Annotated in this window: 21 protein-coding genes; 15 read left to right on the forward strand and 6 right to left on the reverse strand. The window is 72.1% G+C overall.

The annotated features are described in order from the left end of the window. Window positions 1–241 precede the first annotated feature (241 nt). Complete coding sequence (locus ABZS37_RS12335) at window positions 242–364, reverse strand: 50S ribosomal protein L36 (protein WP_030490864.1); 123 nt, start codon at window positions 362–364, stop codon at window positions 242–244. 123 nt (window positions 365–487) lie between these two features. Between ABZS37_RS12335 and ABZS37_RS12340 the strand changes: the two genes are divergently transcribed. Then, window positions 488–1,405, forward strand: coding sequence for a lytic polysaccharide monooxygenase (locus ABZS37_RS12340; RefSeq protein ID WP_355168217.1), 918 nt, complete (start codon window positions 488–490; stop codon window positions 1,403–1,405). A 27-nt stretch (window positions 1,406–1,432) separates the two neighbouring features. Here ABZS37_RS12340 and mgrA read toward each other — a convergent pair whose 3' ends face one another. Continuing rightward, complete coding sequence (gene mgrA, locus ABZS37_RS12345; protein WP_355168219.1) at window positions 1,433–2,428, reverse strand: L-glyceraldehyde 3-phosphate reductase; 996 nt, start codon at window positions 2,426–2,428, stop codon at window positions 1,433–1,435. A 70-nt stretch (window positions 2,429–2,498) separates the two neighbouring features. Here mgrA and ABZS37_RS12350 point away from each other — a divergent pair, with 70 nt between their 5' ends. The 8 genes from ABZS37_RS12350 to ABZS37_RS12385 all read left to right on the forward strand — a co-directional run bounded on the left by ABZS37_RS12350 (window position 2,499) and on the right by ABZS37_RS12385 (window position 11,176). Further along, complete coding sequence (locus ABZS37_RS12350) at window positions 2,499–3,479, forward strand: aldo/keto reductase (protein WP_355168221.1); 981 nt, start codon at window positions 2,499–2,501, stop codon at window positions 3,477–3,479. Between the two features lie 5 nt (window positions 3,480–3,484). Beyond that, window positions 3,485–3,982, forward strand: a complete 498-nt coding sequence (locus ABZS37_RS12355) for a hemerythrin domain-containing protein (protein ID WP_355168223.1) — start codon at window positions 3,485–3,487, stop codon at window positions 3,980–3,982. Window positions 3,983–4,037: 55 nt separating this feature from the next. Further along, window positions 4,038–5,282: a histidine kinase gene (locus tag ABZS37_RS12360; RefSeq protein WP_355168225.1), complete on the forward strand. Its 1,245-nt coding sequence runs from the start codon at window positions 4,038–4,040 to the stop codon at window positions 5,280–5,282. Then, entirely contained in the window at window positions 5,279–5,929 is a 651-nt protein-coding gene (locus ABZS37_RS12365; protein ID WP_355168227.1) for a response regulator transcription factor, read from the forward strand. Before ABZS37_RS12360 ends, ABZS37_RS12365 begins: the two co-directional genes overlap by 4 nt. 434 nt (window positions 5,930–6,363) lie before the next feature. Then, complete coding sequence (locus ABZS37_RS12370) at window positions 6,364–7,083, forward strand: hypothetical protein (RefSeq protein ID WP_355168229.1); 720 nt, start codon at window positions 6,364–6,366, stop codon at window positions 7,081–7,083. 57 nt (window positions 7,084–7,140) lie between these two features. Beyond that, window positions 7,141–8,601, forward strand: a complete 1,461-nt coding sequence (locus ABZS37_RS12375) for a sigma 54-interacting transcriptional regulator (protein ID WP_355168231.1) — start codon at window positions 7,141–7,143, stop codon at window positions 8,599–8,601. A gap of 2 nt (window positions 8,602–8,603) precedes the next feature. Continuing rightward, window positions 8,604–10,556 (forward strand): VWA domain-containing protein, encoded by a 1,953-nt coding sequence (locus ABZS37_RS12380; RefSeq protein WP_355168233.1) that lies wholly within the window; start codon window positions 8,604–8,606, stop codon window positions 10,554–10,556. Window positions 10,557–10,714: 158 nt separating this feature from the next. Further along, window positions 10,715–11,176, forward strand: a complete 462-nt coding sequence (locus ABZS37_RS12385; protein WP_355168437.1) for a hypothetical protein — start codon at window positions 10,715–10,717, stop codon at window positions 11,174–11,176. A gap of 95 nt (window positions 11,177–11,271) precedes the next feature. Here ABZS37_RS12385 and ABZS37_RS12390 read toward each other — a convergent pair whose 3' ends face one another. Further along, a complete protein-coding gene (locus ABZS37_RS12390) occupies window positions 11,272–12,351 on the reverse strand; it encodes a DJ-1/PfpI family protein (RefSeq protein ID WP_355168235.1) in 1,080 nt (359 codons plus the stop codon). A gap of 70 nt (window positions 12,352–12,421) precedes the next feature. Between ABZS37_RS12390 and ABZS37_RS12395 the strand changes: the two genes are divergently transcribed. Then, on the forward strand, window positions 12,422–13,726 hold the full coding sequence (locus ABZS37_RS12395; RefSeq protein WP_355168237.1) for an MFS transporter: 1,305 nt from the start codon (window positions 12,422–12,424) through the stop codon (window positions 13,724–13,726). 10 nt (window positions 13,727–13,736) lie between these two features. Here ABZS37_RS12395 and ABZS37_RS12400 read toward each other — a convergent pair whose 3' ends face one another. The 3 genes from ABZS37_RS12400 to ABZS37_RS12410 are packed head-to-tail and all read right to left on the reverse strand — an operon-like array spanning window position 13,737 to window position 15,282. Beyond that, on the reverse strand, window positions 13,737–14,441 hold the full coding sequence (locus ABZS37_RS12400; RefSeq protein WP_355168239.1) for an RICIN domain-containing protein: 705 nt from the start codon (window positions 14,439–14,441) through the stop codon (window positions 13,737–13,739). A gap of 46 nt (window positions 14,442–14,487) precedes the next feature. Then, the gene (locus ABZS37_RS12405) at window positions 14,488–14,772 is read right to left on the reverse strand and encodes a DUF427 domain-containing protein (RefSeq protein ID WP_355168241.1); all 285 of its coding nucleotides are present in this window, start codon (window positions 14,770–14,772) and stop codon (window positions 14,488–14,490) included. Between the two features lie 39 nt (window positions 14,773–14,811). Continuing rightward, on the reverse strand, window positions 14,812–15,282 hold the full coding sequence (locus tag ABZS37_RS12410) for a YbaK/EbsC family protein (RefSeq protein WP_355168243.1): 471 nt from the start codon (window positions 15,280–15,282) through the stop codon (window positions 14,812–14,814). Window positions 15,283–15,375: 93 nt separating this feature from the next. On the opposite strand from ABZS37_RS12410, the gene ABZS37_RS12415 reads away from it, so the two are divergent. From ABZS37_RS12415 to ABZS37_RS12435, 5 genes are all read left to right on the forward strand, one after another. After that, the gene (locus ABZS37_RS12415; protein ID WP_355168245.1) at window positions 15,376–16,773 is read left to right on the forward strand and encodes an FAD-binding oxidoreductase; all 1,398 of its coding nucleotides are present in this window, start codon (window positions 15,376–15,378) and stop codon (window positions 16,771–16,773) included. Next, on the forward strand, window positions 16,770–18,113 hold the full coding sequence (locus ABZS37_RS12420; RefSeq protein WP_355168247.1) for a class I SAM-dependent methyltransferase: 1,344 nt from the start codon (window positions 16,770–16,772) through the stop codon (window positions 18,111–18,113). The genes ABZS37_RS12415 and ABZS37_RS12420 overlap by 4 nt, the downstream gene beginning before the upstream one ends. A gap of 99 nt (window positions 18,114–18,212) precedes the next feature. Further along, window positions 18,213–18,770 carry a helix-turn-helix domain-containing protein gene (locus ABZS37_RS12425; protein WP_354996253.1) on the forward strand — a complete coding sequence of 186 codons (558 nt, stop codon included), beginning with the start codon at window positions 18,213–18,215 and terminating at the stop codon, window positions 18,768–18,770. After that, window positions 18,763–19,632, forward strand: a complete 870-nt coding sequence (locus tag ABZS37_RS12430) for an SRPBCC family protein (RefSeq protein ID WP_355168249.1) — start codon at window positions 18,763–18,765, stop codon at window positions 19,630–19,632. The genes ABZS37_RS12425 and ABZS37_RS12430 overlap by 8 nt, the downstream gene beginning before the upstream one ends. 165 nt (window positions 19,633–19,797) lie before the next feature. Continuing rightward, window positions 19,798–20,031 (forward strand): zinc-ribbon domain-containing protein, encoded by a 234-nt coding sequence (locus ABZS37_RS12435; protein WP_355168251.1) that lies wholly within the window; start codon window positions 19,798–19,800, stop codon window positions 20,029–20,031. Window positions 20,032–20,386 lie beyond the last annotated feature (355 nt).

Below are 20,386 nucleotides of genomic sequence, written 5' to 3' on the forward strand. Positions count from 1 at the left end.
CCCTCGCCACCGCGGGGGGGGTTTTTTTTTTTCAAAAAAACCCCCCCCGCTTCTTGTTGCCTACCCGACCTACTGGGTCAGGCGGGGCTGCCGGTCGCCGCCTTTGCTCTGCTTCAACCCACGCAACACTTCTGCGCCGCAAGTGTTGCGTGGGTTGAAGCAGAGCAAAGGGACACGAAAACGCCCTGACCGCAGGGATGCGGTCAGGGCGTTCTTCGCCTATATGTCCGTTAAGGCCGGATCAGCCCTGGCGGCTCTTCCACTGCGGGTTGGCGCGGTTCACCACGACCACCCGGCCGCGACGGCGGACCACCACCGAACCCGGCTTCTGCTTCAGTGCACGCAACGAGCTACGTACCTTCATGGCTGCCTCCTCGGTGCAAGCGGTTCCGAGTATCGAAACGCTCCGCCCACCCGCCGGATTCCCGCCGGTCGTCGTCGAACCTTTGTCGGCTGCCGGCCGTACCAGTGGGCGGAGGTCATCCTCATGCCCGCACGCCGGCTCCTCGCCACGGTGCTGGTCGCTGCCGCGACCGTGCCCCTGGCCGCCACGCCCGCCGCCGCTCACGGCGCTCCGACCGACCCGATCAGCCGGGCGGCGGCCTGCGGGCCCGAGGGCCGGTACGCGGCCACCAGCGCCTGCCAAGCGGCGGTCCAGGCGGGCGCTGCGGTACGGGAGTGGGACAACGTCCGGGTGGCGGCGATCAACGGTCGGGATCGGGAGCGGATCCCGGACGGCGAGCTGTGCAGCGGTGGGCTGTCCGCGTACCGGGGGCTGGACCTGCCCCGTACCGACTGGCCGTCCACCGAGCTGACCACCGGTGCGAAGTTCACCTTCCAGTACCGGACCACCATCGAGCACCGGGGCACCTTCCGGCTCTACCTCACCCGGCCCAGTTACGACCCCAAGGCTCCGCTGACCTGGGCTGACCTGGAGGCGCGCCCGTTTCTGACGGTGACCGACCCGCCGGTGCGGGCCGGGGCGTACCAGTTGGCGGGTCGACTACCGGTGGGTCGTGAGGGCCGGCACCTCATCTACACGATCTGGCAGAACTCCAACACCCCGGACACCTACTACTCCTGCTCGGATGTGGTGTTCCACAAGACCCCGCAGCGGGCCGGCGCGACGAAGAGCGCGGCGAAGAAGGCGTCAGCCGCTCCACGTACCGCCGAGAGCCGGCCGGCCACCACCGACCCGGCGGTGGCGGCGGCGGCCGACCCGGGCGTGCCGGTGGCGTCGGTGACCAACCTCGGTGGCCGGTGGCCGGTGCTGGCTGGCGCTGCCGCCGTGCTGGTCCTGGTGCTGCTGATCGGCGCGGGCCGGCGGCGCCGCAGCGTCGTCGCACCGGTAGGCCGGGAGTGTGGGGTACGCAACCACCGGGCCGGGCGGCGCCGGATCTGGTGACCCGGGCCGCCGCCGGCTCGGTGGGCCTCAGCCCAGGTGCCGGTCGATCTCGGCCAGCTCCTCGGTGCTGAAGTCGAGGTTGTCGAGCGCGGCGATGTTCGTCTCCAACTGCTCGACGCTGCTCGCCCCGATGATCAGGCTGGTCATCCTCGGGTCGCGAAGCGCCCAGGCCAGCGCGAGCTGGGCCAGCGACTGGCCACGGCTCTCGGCGACCGCGCCGAGCCCGCGGATCGTGGCCATCTTCTCCTCGCTGAGGTCGCTCTCGTTGAGGAACACACTGGTGCGCACCCGGGAGTCGGCCGGGATACCTCCCAGGTAGCGGTCGGTCAGCAGGCCCTGGGCCAGCGGGCTGTACGCGATGCAGCCGGCGCCGACCTGCTCCAGCGTGTCGAGCAGGCTGTCGGACTCGGTCCAGCGGTTGAGCATCGAGTACGACGGCTGGTTGATCAGCAGCGGCGTACCCAGCTCGCGCAGGATCGTGGCGGCCCGCGCGGTCTGCTCGGAGTTGTAGTTCGAGATGCCGACGTAGAGCGCCTTGCCGGAGCGGACGATGGCGTCGAGCGCGCCCATCGTCTCCTCCAGCGGGGTGTCCGGGTCGAACCGGTGCGAGTAGAAGATGTCGACGTAGTCCAGCCCCATCCGGCCCAGCGACTGGTCCAGCGACGAGATCAGGTTCTTGCGCGAGCCCCACTCGCCGTACGGGCCGGGCCACATCAGATAGCCGGCCTTGCTGGAGATGACCAGCTCGTCGCGGTACGGCTTCAGGTCGGTGGCGAGCATCCGGCCGAAGTTCTCCTCCGCCGAGCCGGGCGGCGGGCCGTAGTTGTTGGCCAGGTCGAAGTGGGTCACACCCAGGTCGAAGGCGCGCCGGACGATGTCGCGCTGCCGCTGATACGGGCGGTCCGGGCCAAAGTTGTGCCACAGGCCGAGGGAGACGGCGGGCAGCCGCAGACCACTGCGTCCGCTGCGCCGGTAGGTCATGGTGTCGTAGCGGTCATCCGCGGCGAGGTAAGTCACGATCATGAGCCTAGCTCCGGCCCGGGGTGCCCGGGATCAGGCGTGTGAACCGGACAACGGGGGTAGTTTCGACGCCATGCGTTTCATCCCGCTCGACACGCCCAAGCCACTGTCCAAGATCGGGTTGGGTACCTGGCAGTTCGGCTCCCGGGAGTGGGGCTACGGTCCGGCCTTTGAAGCCCAGGCGACGCAGATCGTCCGGCGGGCCGTGGAGCTGGGCGTGACCGTCTTCGACAGCGCGGAGATCTACGGCTTCGGGCGGAGCGAGCGAATCCTCGGCGCGGCCCTCGGCGACGACCGGCCCAAGGTGGTGGTCGCCACCAAGATCTTCCCGATGCTGCCGGTGGCCGCCGTGGTGCAGCAGCGGGCGGTCGCCTCGGCAGCCCGGCTCGGCGTCAGCAGCATCGACCTCTACCAGGTGCACCAGCCCAACCCACTGGTCGCCGACCACACCACCATGCGCGGTATGCGGGTCCTGCAGGACGTCGGGCTGGTCGGCGAGGTCGGGGTGAGCAACTACGGGCTGCGCCGCTGGCAGGTCGCAGAGGCGGCGCTCGGCCGGCGGGTGCTCAGCAACCAGGTCCGCTACAGCATGCTGGACCGCGCGCCCGAGCAGGAACTGCTGCCGTACGCGCGGGAGGCCGGCCGGGTGGTCATCGCGTACAGCCCGTTGGCGCAGGGCTTTCTCTCCGGCCGTTACGACGCGAAGAACCCGCCGACCGGCGCGGTTCGGCGCGCCAACCCGTACTTCCTGCCGGAAAATCTGGAACGTGGCGCGGTTCTGATCGACACGCTGCGCCAGGTCGCCGACGCCCACGACGCCACCCCCAGTCAGATCGCGCTGGCCTACCTGCTGCGCCACCCGAACGTGCTCGCCATCCCCGGCGCGTCCAGCGTGGAGCAGATGGAACGCAACGCCGCCGCCGCGGACATCGACCTCGCCGACGACGAGTACGCCGTGCTGGCCGAAGCCGCGAAACGCTTCCGCCCGGTCACCGGACTCGCCGCGATGCCGGCAATGGTGCGTGCCCGATTCGCCAGCCCAACGGAAAAGTGAGCACAGTGGACGACATCACCGCACTGATCCTGGACGACCACGCCACCTTCCGGCGCGGCTTCGCCCGCCTCGACGACGCCCGCGACGAGCAGGAGATGCTCGCCATCTGGGACGCCCTCGCCCTGCACCTGGACATCCACGCCGAGGCCGAGGAAGCGATCCTCTACCCGCACCTGGTCAAGCACGGCGACGACGGCGAGGACGAGACCGCCGACGCGATCGGCGACCACAACAAGATCCGGGATGCCATCGCCGAGGCGAAACTGCACCCCGTCGGCTCGGAGCAGTGGTGGGCGGCGGTCGGCACGGCCCGTCGGGAGAACAGCGAGCACCTGGCCGAGGAGGAGGACGAGGCGCTGCCCGACTTCCGGCGGCACGCCAGCACCGAACTCCGCGCCGAGCTGGGCCAGCGCTGGCTGACCTTCTACGGCGAGTACAAGAACGGCCGTAACCTCCCGTTCCGCGACAAGGACCCACAGCAGTACGTCGCCGACCACCGCTGAGATCTCCCCGGCACGGGGGAGTCGCGCGGGCCGATCCCGGCAGCAGAATGACGAGGTGACCCTCCGAGCGGCACTGACCCCGCTGGTCGCCGGCACCACCTGGCGTCGCGGCGTGTTCCTGCTGCTGGGCGGGGTGCTGGCGCTGCCGTACGGGCTGCTCGCGGTGACCTTCGCCCAACTGCTCGCCGACTCGGAGATCCCCCGCCCGCTGGTGTACGCCCTGCTGGTGATCGCGGTGCTGATCGCCGTGGTGCCGCTGCTGTTGGACGGCAGCCGGGCCCTGGAGATCGCCGCCGTGCGGGCCTTGCTCGGCGTCGACCTGCCCGAGCCCACACCAGGGCACCGCGGCGACCGGGAAACCCGGCTACGTAGTGCGCTCTGGATCGCCACCCACCTCACCATCGGCGCTCTGGTGATGATCGCCCTGTTCACCGCCGTACCGATGGCGTTGGCCTTCATCGCCCAGCAGTTCGGCATCGGCGCCGAGGTGACCAGCCGGGAACAGTTCGGGCCGTTGCACGGCCGGGACACCGGCTGGCTGACGGTGACCGGGGTGGCCCTGCTGGTCGGCCTCGGCTACGCCGTCGCCGGGCTGGGGGCTCTCGCCGGTTCGATGGCGCCGGTGCTGCTCGGCCCGGCTCCGGCGGAGCGGATCGCCGCCCTGGAGGCGCAGGCCACCCGGCTCGCCGAACGTAACCGGCTGGCCCGGGAGCTGCACGACTCGGTCGGCCACGCGCTGACCGTGGCCACCCTCCAGGCCGGGGCCGCCCGCGAGGTTCTGGACACCGACCCGGAGTTCGTCCGGCGGGCGCTCACCGCCATCGAGGAGACCGGACGGACCGCCATGGACGAGCTGGACCACGTGCTCGGGCTGCTCCGGGAGACCGGCCGCGACCGGCCGGTGGTGGCGCCGCAGCGTACCCTCGCCGACCTGGACCGGTTGGTCACCGACGCCCGCGCGGCCGGGCTGGCGGTGCACGCGCATCGCGTCGGCGACCCGGCGCGGGTGCCCGCGGCGGTCTCCCGGGAGGGCTACCGGATCGTCCAGGAAGGACTGACCAACGCCGCCCGGTACGGCGATGGGCCGGTCACGCTGCGGCTGGACCTGCTCCCGGGGGCGCTGGAACTGGAGCTGGTCAACGCGGTGAGCCCGCCGGATCGCGCCGACCCGGGCCGGGGTGGCCGGGGCCTGGACGGCATGCGGGAGCGGGTTCTGCTGCTCGGCGGTCGGCTCACCGTGGGCCCGGACGGCGACCGGTGGCTGATCCGGGCCCGCCTGCCGTACGAGGAGCAACGATGACCACCGGCGTGCTCATCGTCGACGACGACGAGCTGATCCGGATCGGGCTGCGGGCCATCATCGACGCGCAGCCCGACCTGGAGGTGCTCGCCGAGGCCGCCGACGGTGCCGAGGTGCCGCCGCTGGTCGCCCGGCACCGGCCGGACGTGGTGCTGATGGACGTGCGGATGCCCGGCATCGACGGCATCCAGGCCACCCGGCACCTGCTGACCACCTCCGCCGACCCGCCCCGGGTGCTGGTGGTCACCACGTTCGCCAATGACGAGTACGTCTACGAGGCGCTGCGCGCCGGCGCCTCCGGTTTCCTGCTCAAACGGGCCCGGCCCGCCGAGGTGGTGGAGGCGGTCCGGGTCGTCGCGGCGGGGGAGTCGCTGCTCTTCCCGGCCGCGATCCGTCAGCTGGTCGGGGCGTACGGGCCGGTCGGCGGTGACCGCCTGCGCGCCGCTCGGCTCACCGAGCGGGAGGCCGAGGTGCTGCGGTTGATGACCACCGGCCGTTCCAACCCGGAGATCGCCGCGCACCTGGTGGTCGGGGTGGAGACGGTCAAGACGCACGTCGGCAACGTGCTGGCCAAGCTGGGCGTCCGTGACCGTACCCAGGCGGTCATCGCCGCCTACGAGTCCGGCTTCGTCACCCCGTCCGGCTGAACGGTCCCTCCTCCGGGGGAGCGGGTTCACCGCCACCCGGGAGGATCCCGACCGGCCGTCGGCCGAGGCTGAGAGCATGACAACGATCACTGCCTCCCCACCTCGTCCCGCCTCCCGCTGGCCGGACCGGCTCGCCTCGCTGGCCGCCGGCTGGCTCGCCCTGTGGGGCATGCTCGCCCTGCTCGGCACGCTCACCGGCTCCGGCTACCCGTTCGGCGCGAACGACACCCACGGCGGCGACGTCAACCTGCTGCGCCTCGTACCGGTGGACCTGGCCGCCCCGCTCTTCGCCGGCCTGCTGCTGACCGCCGCGGTGGCCGCGCTGGCCATGAGCCGACCGGCGGTACGCCCGCCCGGCCCGCTGCGGGCGCTGCTCGCCGGCTACGCCTGGGCGGTGGCGTTCGTGCTCGCCGTGGTCGTCCCGGACGCCCCGCGTGCTGGTCATCCTCGGCTACCTGCCGATGCTGATCATCGGGGCGCCGTTCGGCTGGCCGCCGGTGGACTATGCCGAGATCTTCAACTGGGCGTTGTTCGCCCGGTTCGCCGCGCTGGTCGGCGGGTTACTGCTGGCCGGGGCGGTGCTCGCCTGGCAGCGCCGCACCGCCGGGGCCTGCGTGGGCTGCGGCCGCGGCGACACCGACCGGGCCTGGACGACCCCGTCCGCCGCCGCGCGTTGGGGCCGGTGGGCCGCAGGGATCGCCGCGGCCATTCCGCTGACGTACGCGCTGACCCGGTTCGCCTGGGCGGCCGGCATCCCGCTGGGCATCTCCCGGGAGTTCCTGACCGAGATGCAGGAGACCGGGCTGGTCTGGGCCGGGTTCGGGCTGGGCGCGTTCGCCACCGTCGGCGCGATCCTCACCCTCGGGCTGGTCCAGCGCTGGGGCGAGCGGTTCCCGCGCTGGATGGTCGGGCTCGCCGGCCGTCGGGTGCCGGTGAAGCTGGCCGTGGTGCCGGCCACCCTGGTCGCCGTCGCCGTGACCGCGGCCACGTTGGGCCTGCTCAGCAACCCCGAGTTCTGGAAACTGACCGGTGGGTTCAGCCTGACCGGGGCGCCGATGCTGCTCTGGCCGCTGTGGGGCGTGGCGCTCGGCGCCGCCACCTACGCGTACCACCTGCGCCGCCGGGGAACCTGCCAGCGGTGCGGTCGGGGCTGAGGGTGGCAGTGGGGGTGCCCCCTGATGCCCGGGGCACCCCTGCGAAGGTGAGCTAGCGTGGGTCGGGTGACTGCGCCTAACCCGGTAATTCCGGTTCCACCGGCCGACCTGCCCGGCACGCTTGGCGCGCTACGGGCGGCCGGTCACCAGTACCGCACCGTCAAGCAGGAACTCCGCGACAACCTCCTGGCCCGGATGTGCTCCGGCGAGGCCCGTTTCCCCGGCATCGTCGGCTACGACGACAGCGTGCTGCCCGAGGTCGAGCGGGCCCTGCTCGCCGGGCACGACATGGTGCTGCTCGGTGAGCGCGGCCAGGGCAAGACCCGGCTGATCCGCTCGCTGGGCGCGTTGCTCGACGAGTGGACCCCGGTCATCCCTGGTTCCGTGCTCAACGAGCACCCGATGCACCCGCTCACCCCGGCGTCCCGCGCCCAGCTGGCCGAGGCCGGCGACGACCAGCCGGTCGGCTGGCTGCACCGGTCGATGCGGTACGGCGAGAAGCTCGCCACCCCGGACACCAGCGTCGGCGACCTGATCGGTGACGTGGACCCGATCCGGATCGCCCAGGGCCGCACCCTCGGCGACCCGGAGACCATTCACTTCGGGTTGGTGCCCCGCACCAACCGGGGCATCTTCGCCGTCAACGAGCTGCCCGACCTGGCCGAGCGGATCCAGGTGGCCCTGCTCAACGTGCTCGAGGAACGGGACATCCAGGTCCGGGGCTACCAACTGCGGCTGCCGCTGGACCTGCTCCTGGTGGCCAGTGCCAACCCGGAGGACTACACGAACCGGGGTCGGATCATCACCCCGCTCAAGGACCGTTTCGGCGCGGAGATCCGTACCCACTACCCGGTCGACCTGGAGTTGGAGCTGGCACTGATCCGGCAGGAGGCCGACCTGGTCGCCGAGGTGCCGGAGCACGTGCTGGAGGTTCTGGCCCGGTTCGCCCGCGCCGTGCGGGAGTCCCCGTCGGTGGACCCGCGCTCCGGTGTCTCCGCCCGATTCGCCATCGCCGCCGCCGAGACGGTCGCCGGCGCCGCGCTGCGTCGCGCCGGGCTGCTCGCCGCCTCCGACACCCCGGACGGCCGGCCGGAGGCCGCGGTGGCCCGGGTCGGCGACGCGGTGTCGGTGACCAGCACCCTGCGCGGCAAGGTGGAGTTCGAGAGCGGCGAGGAGGGGCGGGAGATCGAGATCCTCGCCCACCTGCTGCGTACCGCGACCGCCGAGACGTTCCGGGCCCACCTCGCCGGGCTGGATCTGTCCGGCTTCACCGGGCTGGTCGAGGAGGGCGCGGCGATCGAGACCGGCGAGCTGGTCGGCGCCGCCGAGCTGCTGCGCCAGGTGGGCACGGTGCCCGGGTTGGCGAAGGTCCTCGATCGGCTCGGCCTGGGCGACGCGCCCACCCCGGAGGAGGCGGCGGCCGCCGTCGAGTTCGTGCTGGAAGGGCTGCACCTGACCCGTCGGCTCGGCAAGGACGTCACCGACTCGGGGCGCACCGTCTACGGCGGCCGGGGCTGACCGTGGCCGGCAACCGGTTCCGGTACGGGCAGTGGCGCGGCGGGCCCGACCCGCTCGCGCCCCCGTACGACGTGCAAGAGGCGGTGGACGCGGTCGGCGCCGAGGTGCTGGCCGGGGGCAGCCTGCGGGAGGCGCTGCGCGACCTGCTGCGCCGTGGGCCGCAGGGGCGGGGTGGGCTGGACGACCTGGCCGCCCGGGCTCGGCGGCTGCGCCGGGAGGCGCTTCGTCGCGGTGACCTGGACGGCGCGGTGACCAGGGCTCAGGCCCTGCTCGACCAGGCCCTCGCGGCCGAGCGGGACGAGCTGCGCGGTCGTGCTGACGACGACGCGCGGTTCGCCGAGTCGGTGCTGGACAACCTGCCCCGGTCCACCGCGCGGGCGGTGGAGGAGTTGGCCGGCTACGAGTGGGCCAGCGAGGACGCCCGCCGGTCGTACCAGCAGATCCTCGACCAGCTCCGCGACGACGTGCTCGGTCAGCGGTTCGCCGGGCTGCGCGACGCCGTGCGCGCGTCCGCCGACCCGGCCGCCCAGCAGCGGCTCGCCGAGATGATGCGGGACCTGAACGATCTGCTGGCCCGGCACGGGCGCGCGGAGGACACCACCGACGCGTTCGCCGAGTTCATGCGCAGGCACGGCGAATTCTTCCCGGAGCGGCCGGAGACCGTCGACGAGCTGATCGACGTGCTGGCCCGCCGTTCGGCAGCCGGTGAGCGGCTGATGAACTCGCTCTCCGACCGGCAGCGCGCCGAGTTGGCCGGTCTGATGCAGCAGTCGCTCGGTGACCGCCTCGCGGGGGAGTTGTCCGCGCTCGACGCGAATCTGCGGGCCCTTCGACCGGATCTGCGGTGGGGGCGCGGCGAGCGGGTCCGGGGCGACCAGCCGCTGGACTACGCCGACGCGGCCGGTGCGCTGGGTGAGATCGGCGAACTGGACGACCTCCTGGACCAGCTCGACCAGGAACACCCGGGGGCGACCCTGGACGACGTGGACGTCGACGCGGTGGCCCGGACGCTGGGCCGGGACGCGGCCGACGACGTTCGCCGGCTGCGCGATCTGGAGCGGGAGCTGCGCCGGCAGGGCTGGGTGAGCCGGGACGCGGACGGGCTCACGCTGAGCCCGAAGGCACTGCGCCGACTGGGCGGGACCGCGCTTCGACGGGTCTTCGCCGACCTGACCGCCGGGCCGCGCGGGCAGCACGACCTGCGCTCCGCGGGGGCCGCCGGCGAGGTCAGCGGCGCGTCCAGACCCTGGGAGTACGGCGACGAGCAGCCGTTGGACGTGGTCCGGACGCTGACTCGGGCCGTCAGTCGGGCCGGGTCGGGCGTGCCGGTGCAGCTCGTGGTGGACGACTTCGAGGTGGTGGAGACCGAGAAGCGGTCCTCGGCGGCGGTGGTGCTCTGCGTCGACCTGTCGTACTCGATGATCTCCCAGGGCCGCTGGGGGCCGATGAAGCAGACGGCCCTGGCGCTGGCGCACCTCATGGAGACGCGCTTTCCGCAGGACGCCCTGCAGATCGTGGGCTTCGGTCGGGAGGCGATGACGCTGACCCAGCAGGAGTTGGCGGCCGTGGAACCGGACATGGAGCAGGGCACCAACCTCCAGCACGCGCTGCGGTTGGCGGGTCGGCACCTGCGCCGGCACCCGGACGCCGAGCCTGTGGTGCTGGTGGTCACCGACGGGGAGCCGACCGCCCATCTGGACCCGGACGACGGTGAGGCGCTGTTCCACTGGCCGCCGCTGCCGGAGACGATCGAGGCGACGGTCCGTGAGGTGGACCGGCTCAGCCGCTACGGCGCCACGCTCAATCTGTTCATGCTCGGCGACGACCCCGGTCTGCGCCGCTTCGTCGACGCGGTGGCCCGCCGCAGCCGAGGCCGCATGTTCACCCCCGACACCGACGACCTGGGTGAGTACGTGGTCAGCGACTACCTCCGCTCCCGCCAATCCCGCCGCTAACCCACCCCCACCCCCACCCCTTACCCCCCCAACCCCGAACCCCGCCCTCTCTCGTCGATCATGGAGTTGTGGTGGGCCGCAAATGCCGCTCATCCGGGTGAACCGGGCACCACAACTCCATGATCGACGGGGCGGGGCGGGGTTGACTGGGTGGTGTGGTGGACGGTGTGGGGCTGCGGGAGGCTTATCGCGGGGTGTTCGCCGAGATCGACGGGGTGGAATTTGGGCCGCCGCCGGAGGGGCAGCTCAGTGCCGAGCAGATCGTCGCGCACCTGGTCGCCAACGACGAGCTGATGATCCAGGCCACCGAGGCGTTGCTGGCCGGGTCGCCGTTCGCCTACTACGACCTGGATGACATCCACCGCCCGCAGCTCGATGCGCTGGCCGCCGAGCAGGGCGGCCTGCGTGGCCTGACCGCGCTGCTACACGAAACCAGCGAACGGCTCTGCGCGCTGGTCGACCGGCTCGGTCTGGCGGCGGACACCCCGGTCGAGACCCACCTACGCGAGGGCTTCGACCTCATAGTCGACGAGCCCCTGCCCTGGTCCCGAACCCTGGACCTGCAAGCGAGGGTCCACCTCCCCAAACACCAAGCCCAGCTAAACCTGCTCCGCCCCTGACCCCCCGCCCCCGCCCCCGCCCCCGCCCCCTCCCCGCCCCCTCCCGGGGAGAGGTCACGCCCCGTCGATCTAGGGCAGATCGTTGCTCAAGGAGATCAACTCACCGCGATATCCCCTAGATCGCGGGGGAGGAGGGGCGGGGAGGGACGGGGCGGGGAGGGGAGGGACGGGGGCGGGGCGGGGAGGGGCGGGGCGATCAGCGTGGGGCGGGGGTGGAAGGTTCGGCGGTAGGTGGTCGGGGCTACTCCTATTCGCTGGTGGAGTTGTTGGCGTAGGGCGGCGGTGGTGCCGAAGCCGGAGCTGTGGGCGATCTGGTCGACCGTCAGGTCGGTTGTCTCCAGCAGCAGGCGCGCGTGGTCGGTGCGCTGTTGCAGCAGCCACTGGGCCGGGCTCAGGCCGGTCTCCGACCGGAAGCGCCGGGTGAAGGTGCGCACGCTCATCCGCGCCTGCTCGGCCAGGTCGCGCAGCGCGATCGGCTCGTGCAGCCGCTGCCGCGCCCACTCCCGGGCGCCCGCGGTGCTGGTGTCGGTGGCCTTGGGCACCGGCTGCTCGATGTACTGCGCCTGACCGCCGTCCCGCCACGGCGGCATCACGCAGCGGCGGGCCGCCCGGTTGGCCACCTCGGTGCCGTGGTCGAGGCGGATGACGTGCAGGCAGAGGTCGATGCCGGCGGCCACTCCGGCGGAGGTGAGCACCCGATCGTCGCCGATGAAGAGCACGTCCGGGTCGAGGTCGACCCGCGCGTGGAGCCGGCGGAACTGCTCCGCGTACGCCCAGTGGGTGGTCGCCCGACGCCCGTCGAGCAGCCCGGCGGCTGCCAGCACGAACGCGCCGCTGCAGATCGACATGATCCGGGTGCCCCGCTCGTACGCCGATCGCAGCGCCTCGGCCACCTCCGGCTCGACGGTGCCCAAGGTCAGCGCGTTGCCGTCGTGGATGCCGGGGACGATCACCGTGTCGGCGGTGTCGAGCAACTCCAGCCCGTGGTCGGGTAGCACCTGGAAGCCGGCGGTGCTACGGACCGGCTGCCCGCCGGGAGTGCACACCCGTACGTCGTAGTAGTGCGTCCCGTCGACGCTCCGCGCGGTGCTGAAGACCTGCGCCGGGGTGCCGAGGTCCAGGCCGACCACGTGGTCCAGGGCGAGTACGGCGATGTGGTGCGGGCGTACGGTCATGGCCCGATTATTGCGCACGATGGCTTTCCGGCCACTCGTCGCCGTCAACGGCCCCGCCCAGACTGGTCGCGTGACCAAGAACCGCCGCCTGCATCCGGCCTGGCTGGTCGCCGCCGTCGCCTTCGTGGCGTTGGTCGGCGCGGCCGGTTTCCGCGCCACCCCGTCGGTGCTGCTGCACCCGCTGCACGAGGAGTTCGGCTGGCCACTGGCCACCATCTCCGCGGCAGTCTCGGTCAACCTGCTGCTCTACGGGCTCACCGCACCGTTCGCCGCCGCGCTGATGGACCGGTTCGGCATCCGCCGGGTGGTCTCGGTGGCGCTGCTCACGGTCGCCGTCGGTAGCGGGCTGACGGTCTTCATGACCGCCAGCTGGCAGCTGCTGCTCTGCTGGGGTGTGCTGGTCGGGCTGGGCACCGGCTCGATGGCGCTGGCCTTCGTGGCAACCGTCACCGGCCGCTGGTTCGTGCGCCGACGCGGTCTGGTCACCGGAGTGCTGACCGCCGGTGGGGCAGCCGGACAGCTGGTGTTCCTGCCGCTGATCGCGGTGCTGGTGCGCGACCACGGCTGGCGGACGGCAGCGCTCGTCGTGGCCGGAGCGGCGCTGGCGGTCGTACCCCTGGTGGTGTGGTTGCTGCGCGAACACCCGGCGGATCTCGACCTGCCCGCCTACGGCGCGACCGAGGTCGTCGCGCCGCCGCCGGCGACCGGCGGCGCGGCGAGCCGAGCGCTGGGCGCGCTGGCAACCGCGGCCCGAACCCGGCCGTTCTGGCTGCTGGCCGGCGGGTTCGCGATCTGCGGCGCGACCACCAACGGCCTTGTGGGTACGCACTTCGTGCCGGCCGCGCACGACCACGGCATGACCCAGACCACCGCCGCCGGGCTGCTCGCCCTGGTCGGGCTCTTCGACATCATCGGGACGATCGCCTCCGGCTGGCTCACCGACCGGGTGGACAGCCGATTGCTGCTCGGCATGTACTACGCGCTGCGCGGGGCGTCCCTGCTGGTGCTGCCGAGCCTGTTCTCCGGCTCCGCCAGGCCGAGCATGCTGGTGTTCATCATCTTCTACGGCCTGGACTGGGTGGCAACCGTGCCGCCCACCGTGGCGCTGTGCCGCGAGTACTTCGGCAGCGCCGGGGCCGTGGTGTTCGGCTGGGTGTTCGCCGCCCACCAGTTCGGGGCGGCGTTCGCGGCGACCGGCGCGGGGCTGGTCAGGGACCGGCTCGGCGACTACGCGATGGCCTGGTACGTGGCGGGCGCGCTGTCGATCGGCGCGGCCGGGCTGTCGCTCCTGCTGCGTCGACGGCCGGGCAGGCCGGTGCCGGAGGCTGTCCTGGTCGCCGCCACCGCGCCCCGGGCCTGGAGCTTCCGGGGCTGAGGCCGGGCCGTCAGCCCAGGCTCCACTGCTGGGCCGGCCGGCCGTCGCATGGCCGCTGCCGGACCTTGTCGCCGGCTTCGGCGCCGTCGTCGTCGGCCTGGGCGCACTTGCCGCTGTGTACCGCGACCAGCAGCACCGGGCCGGTGCCGGCGGCGGCCAGCCGCCACTGCTGGTTGGCACCGCCGTGGCAGGGGAACTGCATCATCCGGGCGCCGTCGTCCCCGCTGCCGCCCTCGACGTCGAGGCACTGCCCGTGGGCGGCGTTGGTCAGCGTCACCACGTCCGCGGCGGCCGGGTTGACCACCCACTGCTGCTCCGGGCCGCCGGTGCAGGCCGCGAGCTGCGCCTCCGCCTCCTTGTCGTCGCCGTCGAGCGCGAGGCAGAGCCCGGAGGTGGCCCGCAGCACCCGGGGGCCGGTGGGCGGCGCGGCCGGGGTGGTGGCCGACGGGGTCGGTGACGGCTCGGTCGGGCTCGGCTCGGCCGCCGGGGCGGTGGGTTCCGCCGCGCTGGACGACGCGCCGACCGTCGCCGGCACCACCGGCTCGTCGTCACCGTCGAGCAGCCCGGTGGCGAAGACCACCCCCAGGAGTACGCCGACGACCCCGACCGCCAGCGCCACCCGCAGCAGCGGATCGGCCAGCGGGCCGGGGCGGGGCGCCTGTCGACCGCCGTACACGGTGCCGGCGGGGTCGGGGCGTTCGTCGGGCGCGGACATACGCGCCATCCTCGCCCACGGCGGCGCGCCGGAGCCAGCCCAGCGGTCAGTCGACGACCCGGACGTCCTTCCAGAACGCCACCCGGTCGCGCACCATCTCGGCGTCCGGCTTGGGCTCCGGGTAATACCAGACCGCGTCCTCGCTGGTGCTGCCCTCGTGCGCGAGGGTGTAGTACGAGGCCGTGCCCTTCCACGGGCAGACGGTGTGCGTCGCGGACTCCCGGATCAGGTCGTCGCGCAGGGCGGAGCGGGGGAAGTAGTGGTTGCCCTCCACCAGCACGGTGTCGTCGCTCTCGGCGACGATCAGGTCGTTCCAGACGGCTTTTGGCATGCCACCAACACTAGGCCGTGGCACCGACGACGACAGCGTTCAGCGGGTGGGCTGCGGGTCGGTGACGTCGGCCACGGTGGCGTCGAGGGCGGCGATCGCCGCGTCGGCGTCGACCGCGATGGCGAGGCCGCGTTCGCCGGCGCCCACGGTGATCTCCCGGCCGCGCAGTCGTTCGTCGGCGATCACCGGCCAGGCCCTGCTCGCGCCGAACGGGGTGATGGTGCCGCGTTCGTAGCCGGTGGCGGCCAGGGCGCCCGCCGCGTCCGGCATGGAGAGTCGGTGCACCCCGAGCAGGGCGCGCAGCTTGGGCCAGGAGACGACCCGGTCGCCGGGGGTGAGGACGAACAGGTGATCGTCGGCACCTCGGCGGACCACGATCGTCTTGACCACGTCGGGGATGGCCACACCCCGGGCTGCGGCTGCCTCCGCGAGGCTGCCGACCGCGCCGTGGCTGACCAACCGGTAGGGCAACTGCGCGGTGTCCAGGGCGGCGATCGCGGGCGACGGCATGTCCGCCACGGTAACCGCCGGACCTGGCATCGGACGGGAAACGCCCCTCGTTGACATCCCACCGAATCCGGGGTGCGGGCGTAAGGTGATCACATGCGCGCTGAGCGTGTGGATCACCCCATTGACCATGATCAAGCGGTGGACACGCTGCGACGGTCGTACGCCGCGGTGCCCACGGGCGAGCCTGTCCGGCTCGCCAAACGGACCTCCAACCTGTTCCGCCCCCGATCCGTTCCCCGCACTCCAGGGCTCGACGTGAGTGGCCTGAACGGCGTGCTGTCGGTCGACGCGACTGGCCGCACCGCCGACGTGCAGGGCATGTGCACCTACGAGGACCTGGTCGACGCGACGCTGCCGCACGGGCTGATGCCGCTGGTGGTGCCGCAGTTGCGCACCATCACCCTGGGCGGTGCGGTGACCGGCCTCGGGATCGAGTCGACCTCGTTCCGTAACGGCCTGCCGCACGAGTCCGTGCGCGAGCTGGACGTGCTCACCGGCTCCGGCGAGATCATCACCGCCCGACCCGACGGTGAGCATGCCGACCTGTTCACCGCGTTCCCCAACTCGCTGGGCAGCCTCGGCTACGCCACCCGGCTGCGCATCGAGCTGCAACCGGTCGGCCGGTACGTGGCGTTGCGCAACGTGCGGTTCACCGGGCTGGAGGCGCTCACCGACGCGATCGCCGAGGTCAGCGCCACCCGTTCCTGGGCCGGGGAGCCCGTCGACGCGATGGACGGGGTGATGTTCAGCCCCGGCGAGGCGTACCTGGTGTTCGCCAGGTTCACCGACACGGCCGACCCGCCCAGCGACTACACCGGTCAGGCGATCTACTACCGGTCGCTGCGCCAGCGCACCCGGGACGTGCTCACCGCGTACGACTATCTGTGGCGCTGGGACACCGACTGGTTCTGGTGCTCGGCGGCGTTCGGCGCGCAGCACCCGGTCGTGCGGCGGCTCTGGCCGGCGCGTTACCGGCGCAGCGACTTCTACCACCGGCTGGTCCGGCTCGAGCACCGGCACCAGGTGGCGGCCCGCATCGACCGGCTGCGCCGACAGCCGGCCCGGGAGCGGGTCGTGCAGGACGTGGAGATCCCGCTGGACCGCATGACCGACTTCCTGCGCTGGTTCGCTGACAGCGTGGGGATGAACCCGGTGTGGCTGTGTCCGTTGCGACTGCGCGAGCCGGCGGGTCCCGGTTCCGCACGGTCCTGGCCGCTGTATCCGCTCCGGCCGGGGCAGGACTACGTCAACATCGGGTTCTGGGGGAGCGTGCCGATCGCGCCTGGCGCCGCCGACGGCGACGTCAACCGCACGATCGAACGCAGGGTGTCGGAGTCGGGCGGGCACAAGTCGCTCTACTCCGACGCGTACTACGACCGGGACGCCTTCGATCGCCTGTACGGCGGCGACACGTGGCGTGCGGTGAAGGACCGCTACGACCCGGACCACCGGCTGACGGGACTGTACGAAAAGGCGGTAGCACGAGCATGAGCCTGACCGACAGAGATCAGGGGGCGGCCAGCGTCCCCGCCACCCCGCCGGCGGGGGGCCGGCACACGGGTCCGACCGTGGCGGACGTCGTCCGCGCGCTCACCGCAGGGCCGCTGCCGGTGCGGATCACCGGGTACGACGGCAGCGCCGTCGGCCCGGCCGACGCCGGCATCACCCTGGCGATCCGTACCGAGCGGGGTTTGTCGTACCTGCTCACGGCTCCGGGAGACCTGGGCATGGCCCGGGCGTACGTCAGTGGTGACCTGGCGTTGCAGGGGGTGCACCCGGGCGACCCGTACGAGGCGTTGCGGGTGCTCAAGGACGAGTTGCGGTTACGCCCACCGTCGCTGGCCGAGGGGCTGGCGCTGGCTCGTGGGCTGGGCTGGGAGCGGCTGATGCCGCCGCCGGCACCACCGCAGGAGGCGCAGCCGCGGTGGAAGCGGGTGATGAACGGGCTGCGGCACTCGCGGGTCCGCGACAGCACGGCGATCTCGCACCACTACGACGTCTCCAACGCCTTCTACGAGAAGGTGCTCGGCCCGTCGATGACGTACACCTGCGCGGTTTACCGGTCCCCGGACGACACGCTGGAGCAGGCCCAGGCGGCGAAGTACGACCTGGTCGCCGGCAAGCTGGCGCTCAAGAAGGGGATGCGGCTGCTGGATGTGGGCTGTGGCTGGGGTGGCATGGTGCGGCATGCCGCCCGCGAGTACGGCGTGAAGGCGCTCGGGGTGACCCTGTCGAAGGCGCAGGCCCAGTGGGCGCAGGCCGCGATCGAGCGGGAGGGGCTGACCGAGTTGGCCGAGGTGCGGCACCTGGACTACCGGGACGCGCCCGCGGAGCAGTTCGACGCCGTCTCCTCGATCGGCTTGACCGAGCACATCGGGGTGCGCAACTACCCGGCCTATTTCGGGGCGTTGCGCGACCGGCTGCGGCCGGGTGCGCGGCTGCTCAACCACTGCATCACCCGGGCGGACAATCGGGCGCCGCACCGCTCCGGCGCGTTCATCGACCGGTACGTCTTCCCGGACGGGGAGTTGGCTGGTCCGGGTCGGCTGATCAGCGAGATGCACGACGTCGGTCTGGAGGTGCACCACGAGGAGAACCTGCGCGAGCACTACGCGCTGACGCTGGCCGCCTGGTGCCGCAACCTTGTCGAGCACTGGGACTTCTGCGTGTCGGAGGTGGGCGCGGGCACCGCCCGGGTGTGGGGGCTCTACATGGCCGGGTCGCGGATGGCGTTCGAGCGCAACGGCATCCAGTTGCATCAGGTGCTGGCGACCCACAACGGCCCGAACGGCGTGAGCGGGTATCCGTTGCGGCCGGACTGGTTGCCCTGACCACCTGCTGAGAGCTGCCTGAAGCCGCGCCGGAAAGTCGGCGCGGCTTCTCGCGAAGCCATTGACAAACAAATTTTTTACGTACAAACTGATTTTGCCATGAGAGACGTCCTGTACCTGGAGCAGATTGAGCAGGCCGAAGTCCTGCTCAAGCCGCAGCGCGTCGAGGTGCTGCGGCAACTGGCCGAGCCGCGCACCTGCACGGAGGTCGCGGCCCGACTCGACCAGACGCCACAGCGCGTCTACTACCACGTCAAGCAGCTCGTCGCGGCCGGCCTGGTCGAGCTGGTCAACGAGCGCAAGGTCCGCGGCATCACCGAGGGCATCTACCAGGCCGCCGCCCGGTCCTACTGGCTGTCCCCCCGGCTCGTCGGCCGGATCGGGCTGCGGCGGGCCCGCGACGAGCTGAGCCTGGGCTACCTGCTCGACCTGATGGAGGAGGTCCAGGCCGACGTCGCCGCCCTGGATCGGGCGGCGCCCGAGCTGCCCTCGATCGGGGTCTCCGGCGAGATCCGGGTGCCGGCCGAGCAGCGCCAGCAGTTCCTGCACGACCTGCAAACCGCACTTCAGGACCTGTTCACCCGCTACGGCGGCAGCGAAGGGGATGCCTTCAAGCTGGCCGTCGCCTGTTATCCGAAAGGGAACGACCATGAGTGAACCGTTGAAGATGCAAGCCCGTCTCTCCGCGCCCGTCGGACGCGTCCGCGAGGCCCTGACCGATCCGGCCGAGCTGCGTCTCTGGCTGGCCGAGCACGCCGAGGTCGAGCTGCCCCAGCGGTACGAGTTCTGGGGCCGCTTCACGCCCGAGGGTGACGCCCCGCACCAGCGGCTGCTGCACGCCGACGACGACACGTTGCGCTTCGGCTGGCTGCTCGACGGGGTGGAGACCACCACCGAGTTCCAGTTGACCGCCGAGGGCACGGACAGCACCGTGCTGACGCTGACGCAGAGCCACTTCGACTTCGCCGAGGCGATGAGCGGCTCCAGCATCCGGGGCGTGCTCCAGACGTACTGGGCGCTGGCCATCGCCAACCTGGGCTCCCACCTGGAGGGCCGGCCACTGCTGCCGCGCACCGACTTCACCTCCGCCGACCTGCGCGGCGAGTTGGTCATCGCCGCCCCCGCCGACAAGGTGTGGGAGTCGCTGACCAACTCCGAGCAGGCAAGCGCCTGGTTCGGCTACCCGATCGGCATCGAGCCCTGGGTCGGCGGCCGGTATGCCATGGGCGGCTTCGACGCCGGTTACGCGGCCAAGGTGATCGACCTGGACCCCGGCCGGAAGGTGTCCGTCGACTGGGGACCCACCGGCGTCACGAGCTGGGAGCTCGCCGAGTCCGGCGGCCGGACCACGCTGACCTTCGTGCAGAGCGGCTTCGACGAGGGCAACCCCCCGTACGCGGCCTGGACCGGGTCGGTGGCCGGGCTGTCCGAGCTGCGCCGCTACCACGAGGTGCCGGACTGGCAGCCGATCTGGCTCCCCGCCGAGGTCCCGGGCCTGGAGCCCGAGCCCGCCAGCTGACGGTCTCGCCGTGATCGTGCTCGATCAAGGATGTAGTGGCCTCCGTTCGCCCCCGAGGGCACTACATCCTGGATCGAGCACGATCTTGTGCCGGCGGGCCGCCGTTCTGCTGATCCGTTGGCCGGATCGGGTGACTATTCGGGGTGCACTGGGTAATGACGGGCGATGTTCTTCATCTTTGGTCTGCGTACCAAGGTCGACCGCTCGGGGGTCGTGCAGCAGGTCTGCCGCCACTGCGGCAACCACGCCGCGCAGGTGATCACTCGCCGCTCGACCAGGTTCACCCTTTTCTTCATCCCCCTCATTCCGATCCGCACCCGGTACGCGCAGCAGTGCACGTTCTGCGGGGCCGAGTATGAAATCTCCAAGTCCGACGCCGAGCGACTCCCGGTCGGCTGACCCGTCGATGGAACGCTTCCTCTGCTGGCTGATTCGCCGGCCACCACCGTCGGCCGGCCCGCCGGTGCACAGCGCCCCGCGCCCGCCCTGCACCCCCGGCCGGCGCAAGCACCGCCGAACCCAGCGTCCACTGGCCGGCACCAGGCTTCCCCGCTCACCCTGGAATCGCTCCACCGGGCGCTGACCCGGCGCGTACCGGCGAGGCTTGTCGGTGCTCGTGGCTTGCGTGGCCGGTCGCGGCTGGACCGGCACGGGCGTCCGGCTCTGGCGGCGCACCCGGGCGCTGGCTAGGCTTTTGGGGCTTGCCGTGGACCGGTCCTCCCGAGGGTGCACGCACGACGAAGAGCCGGAGCGA

The sequence above is a fragment of the Micromonospora sp. NPDC005413 genome (assembly GCF_040606435.1).
GTDB lineage: Bacteria > Actinomycetota > Actinomycetes > Mycobacteriales > Micromonosporaceae > Micromonospora.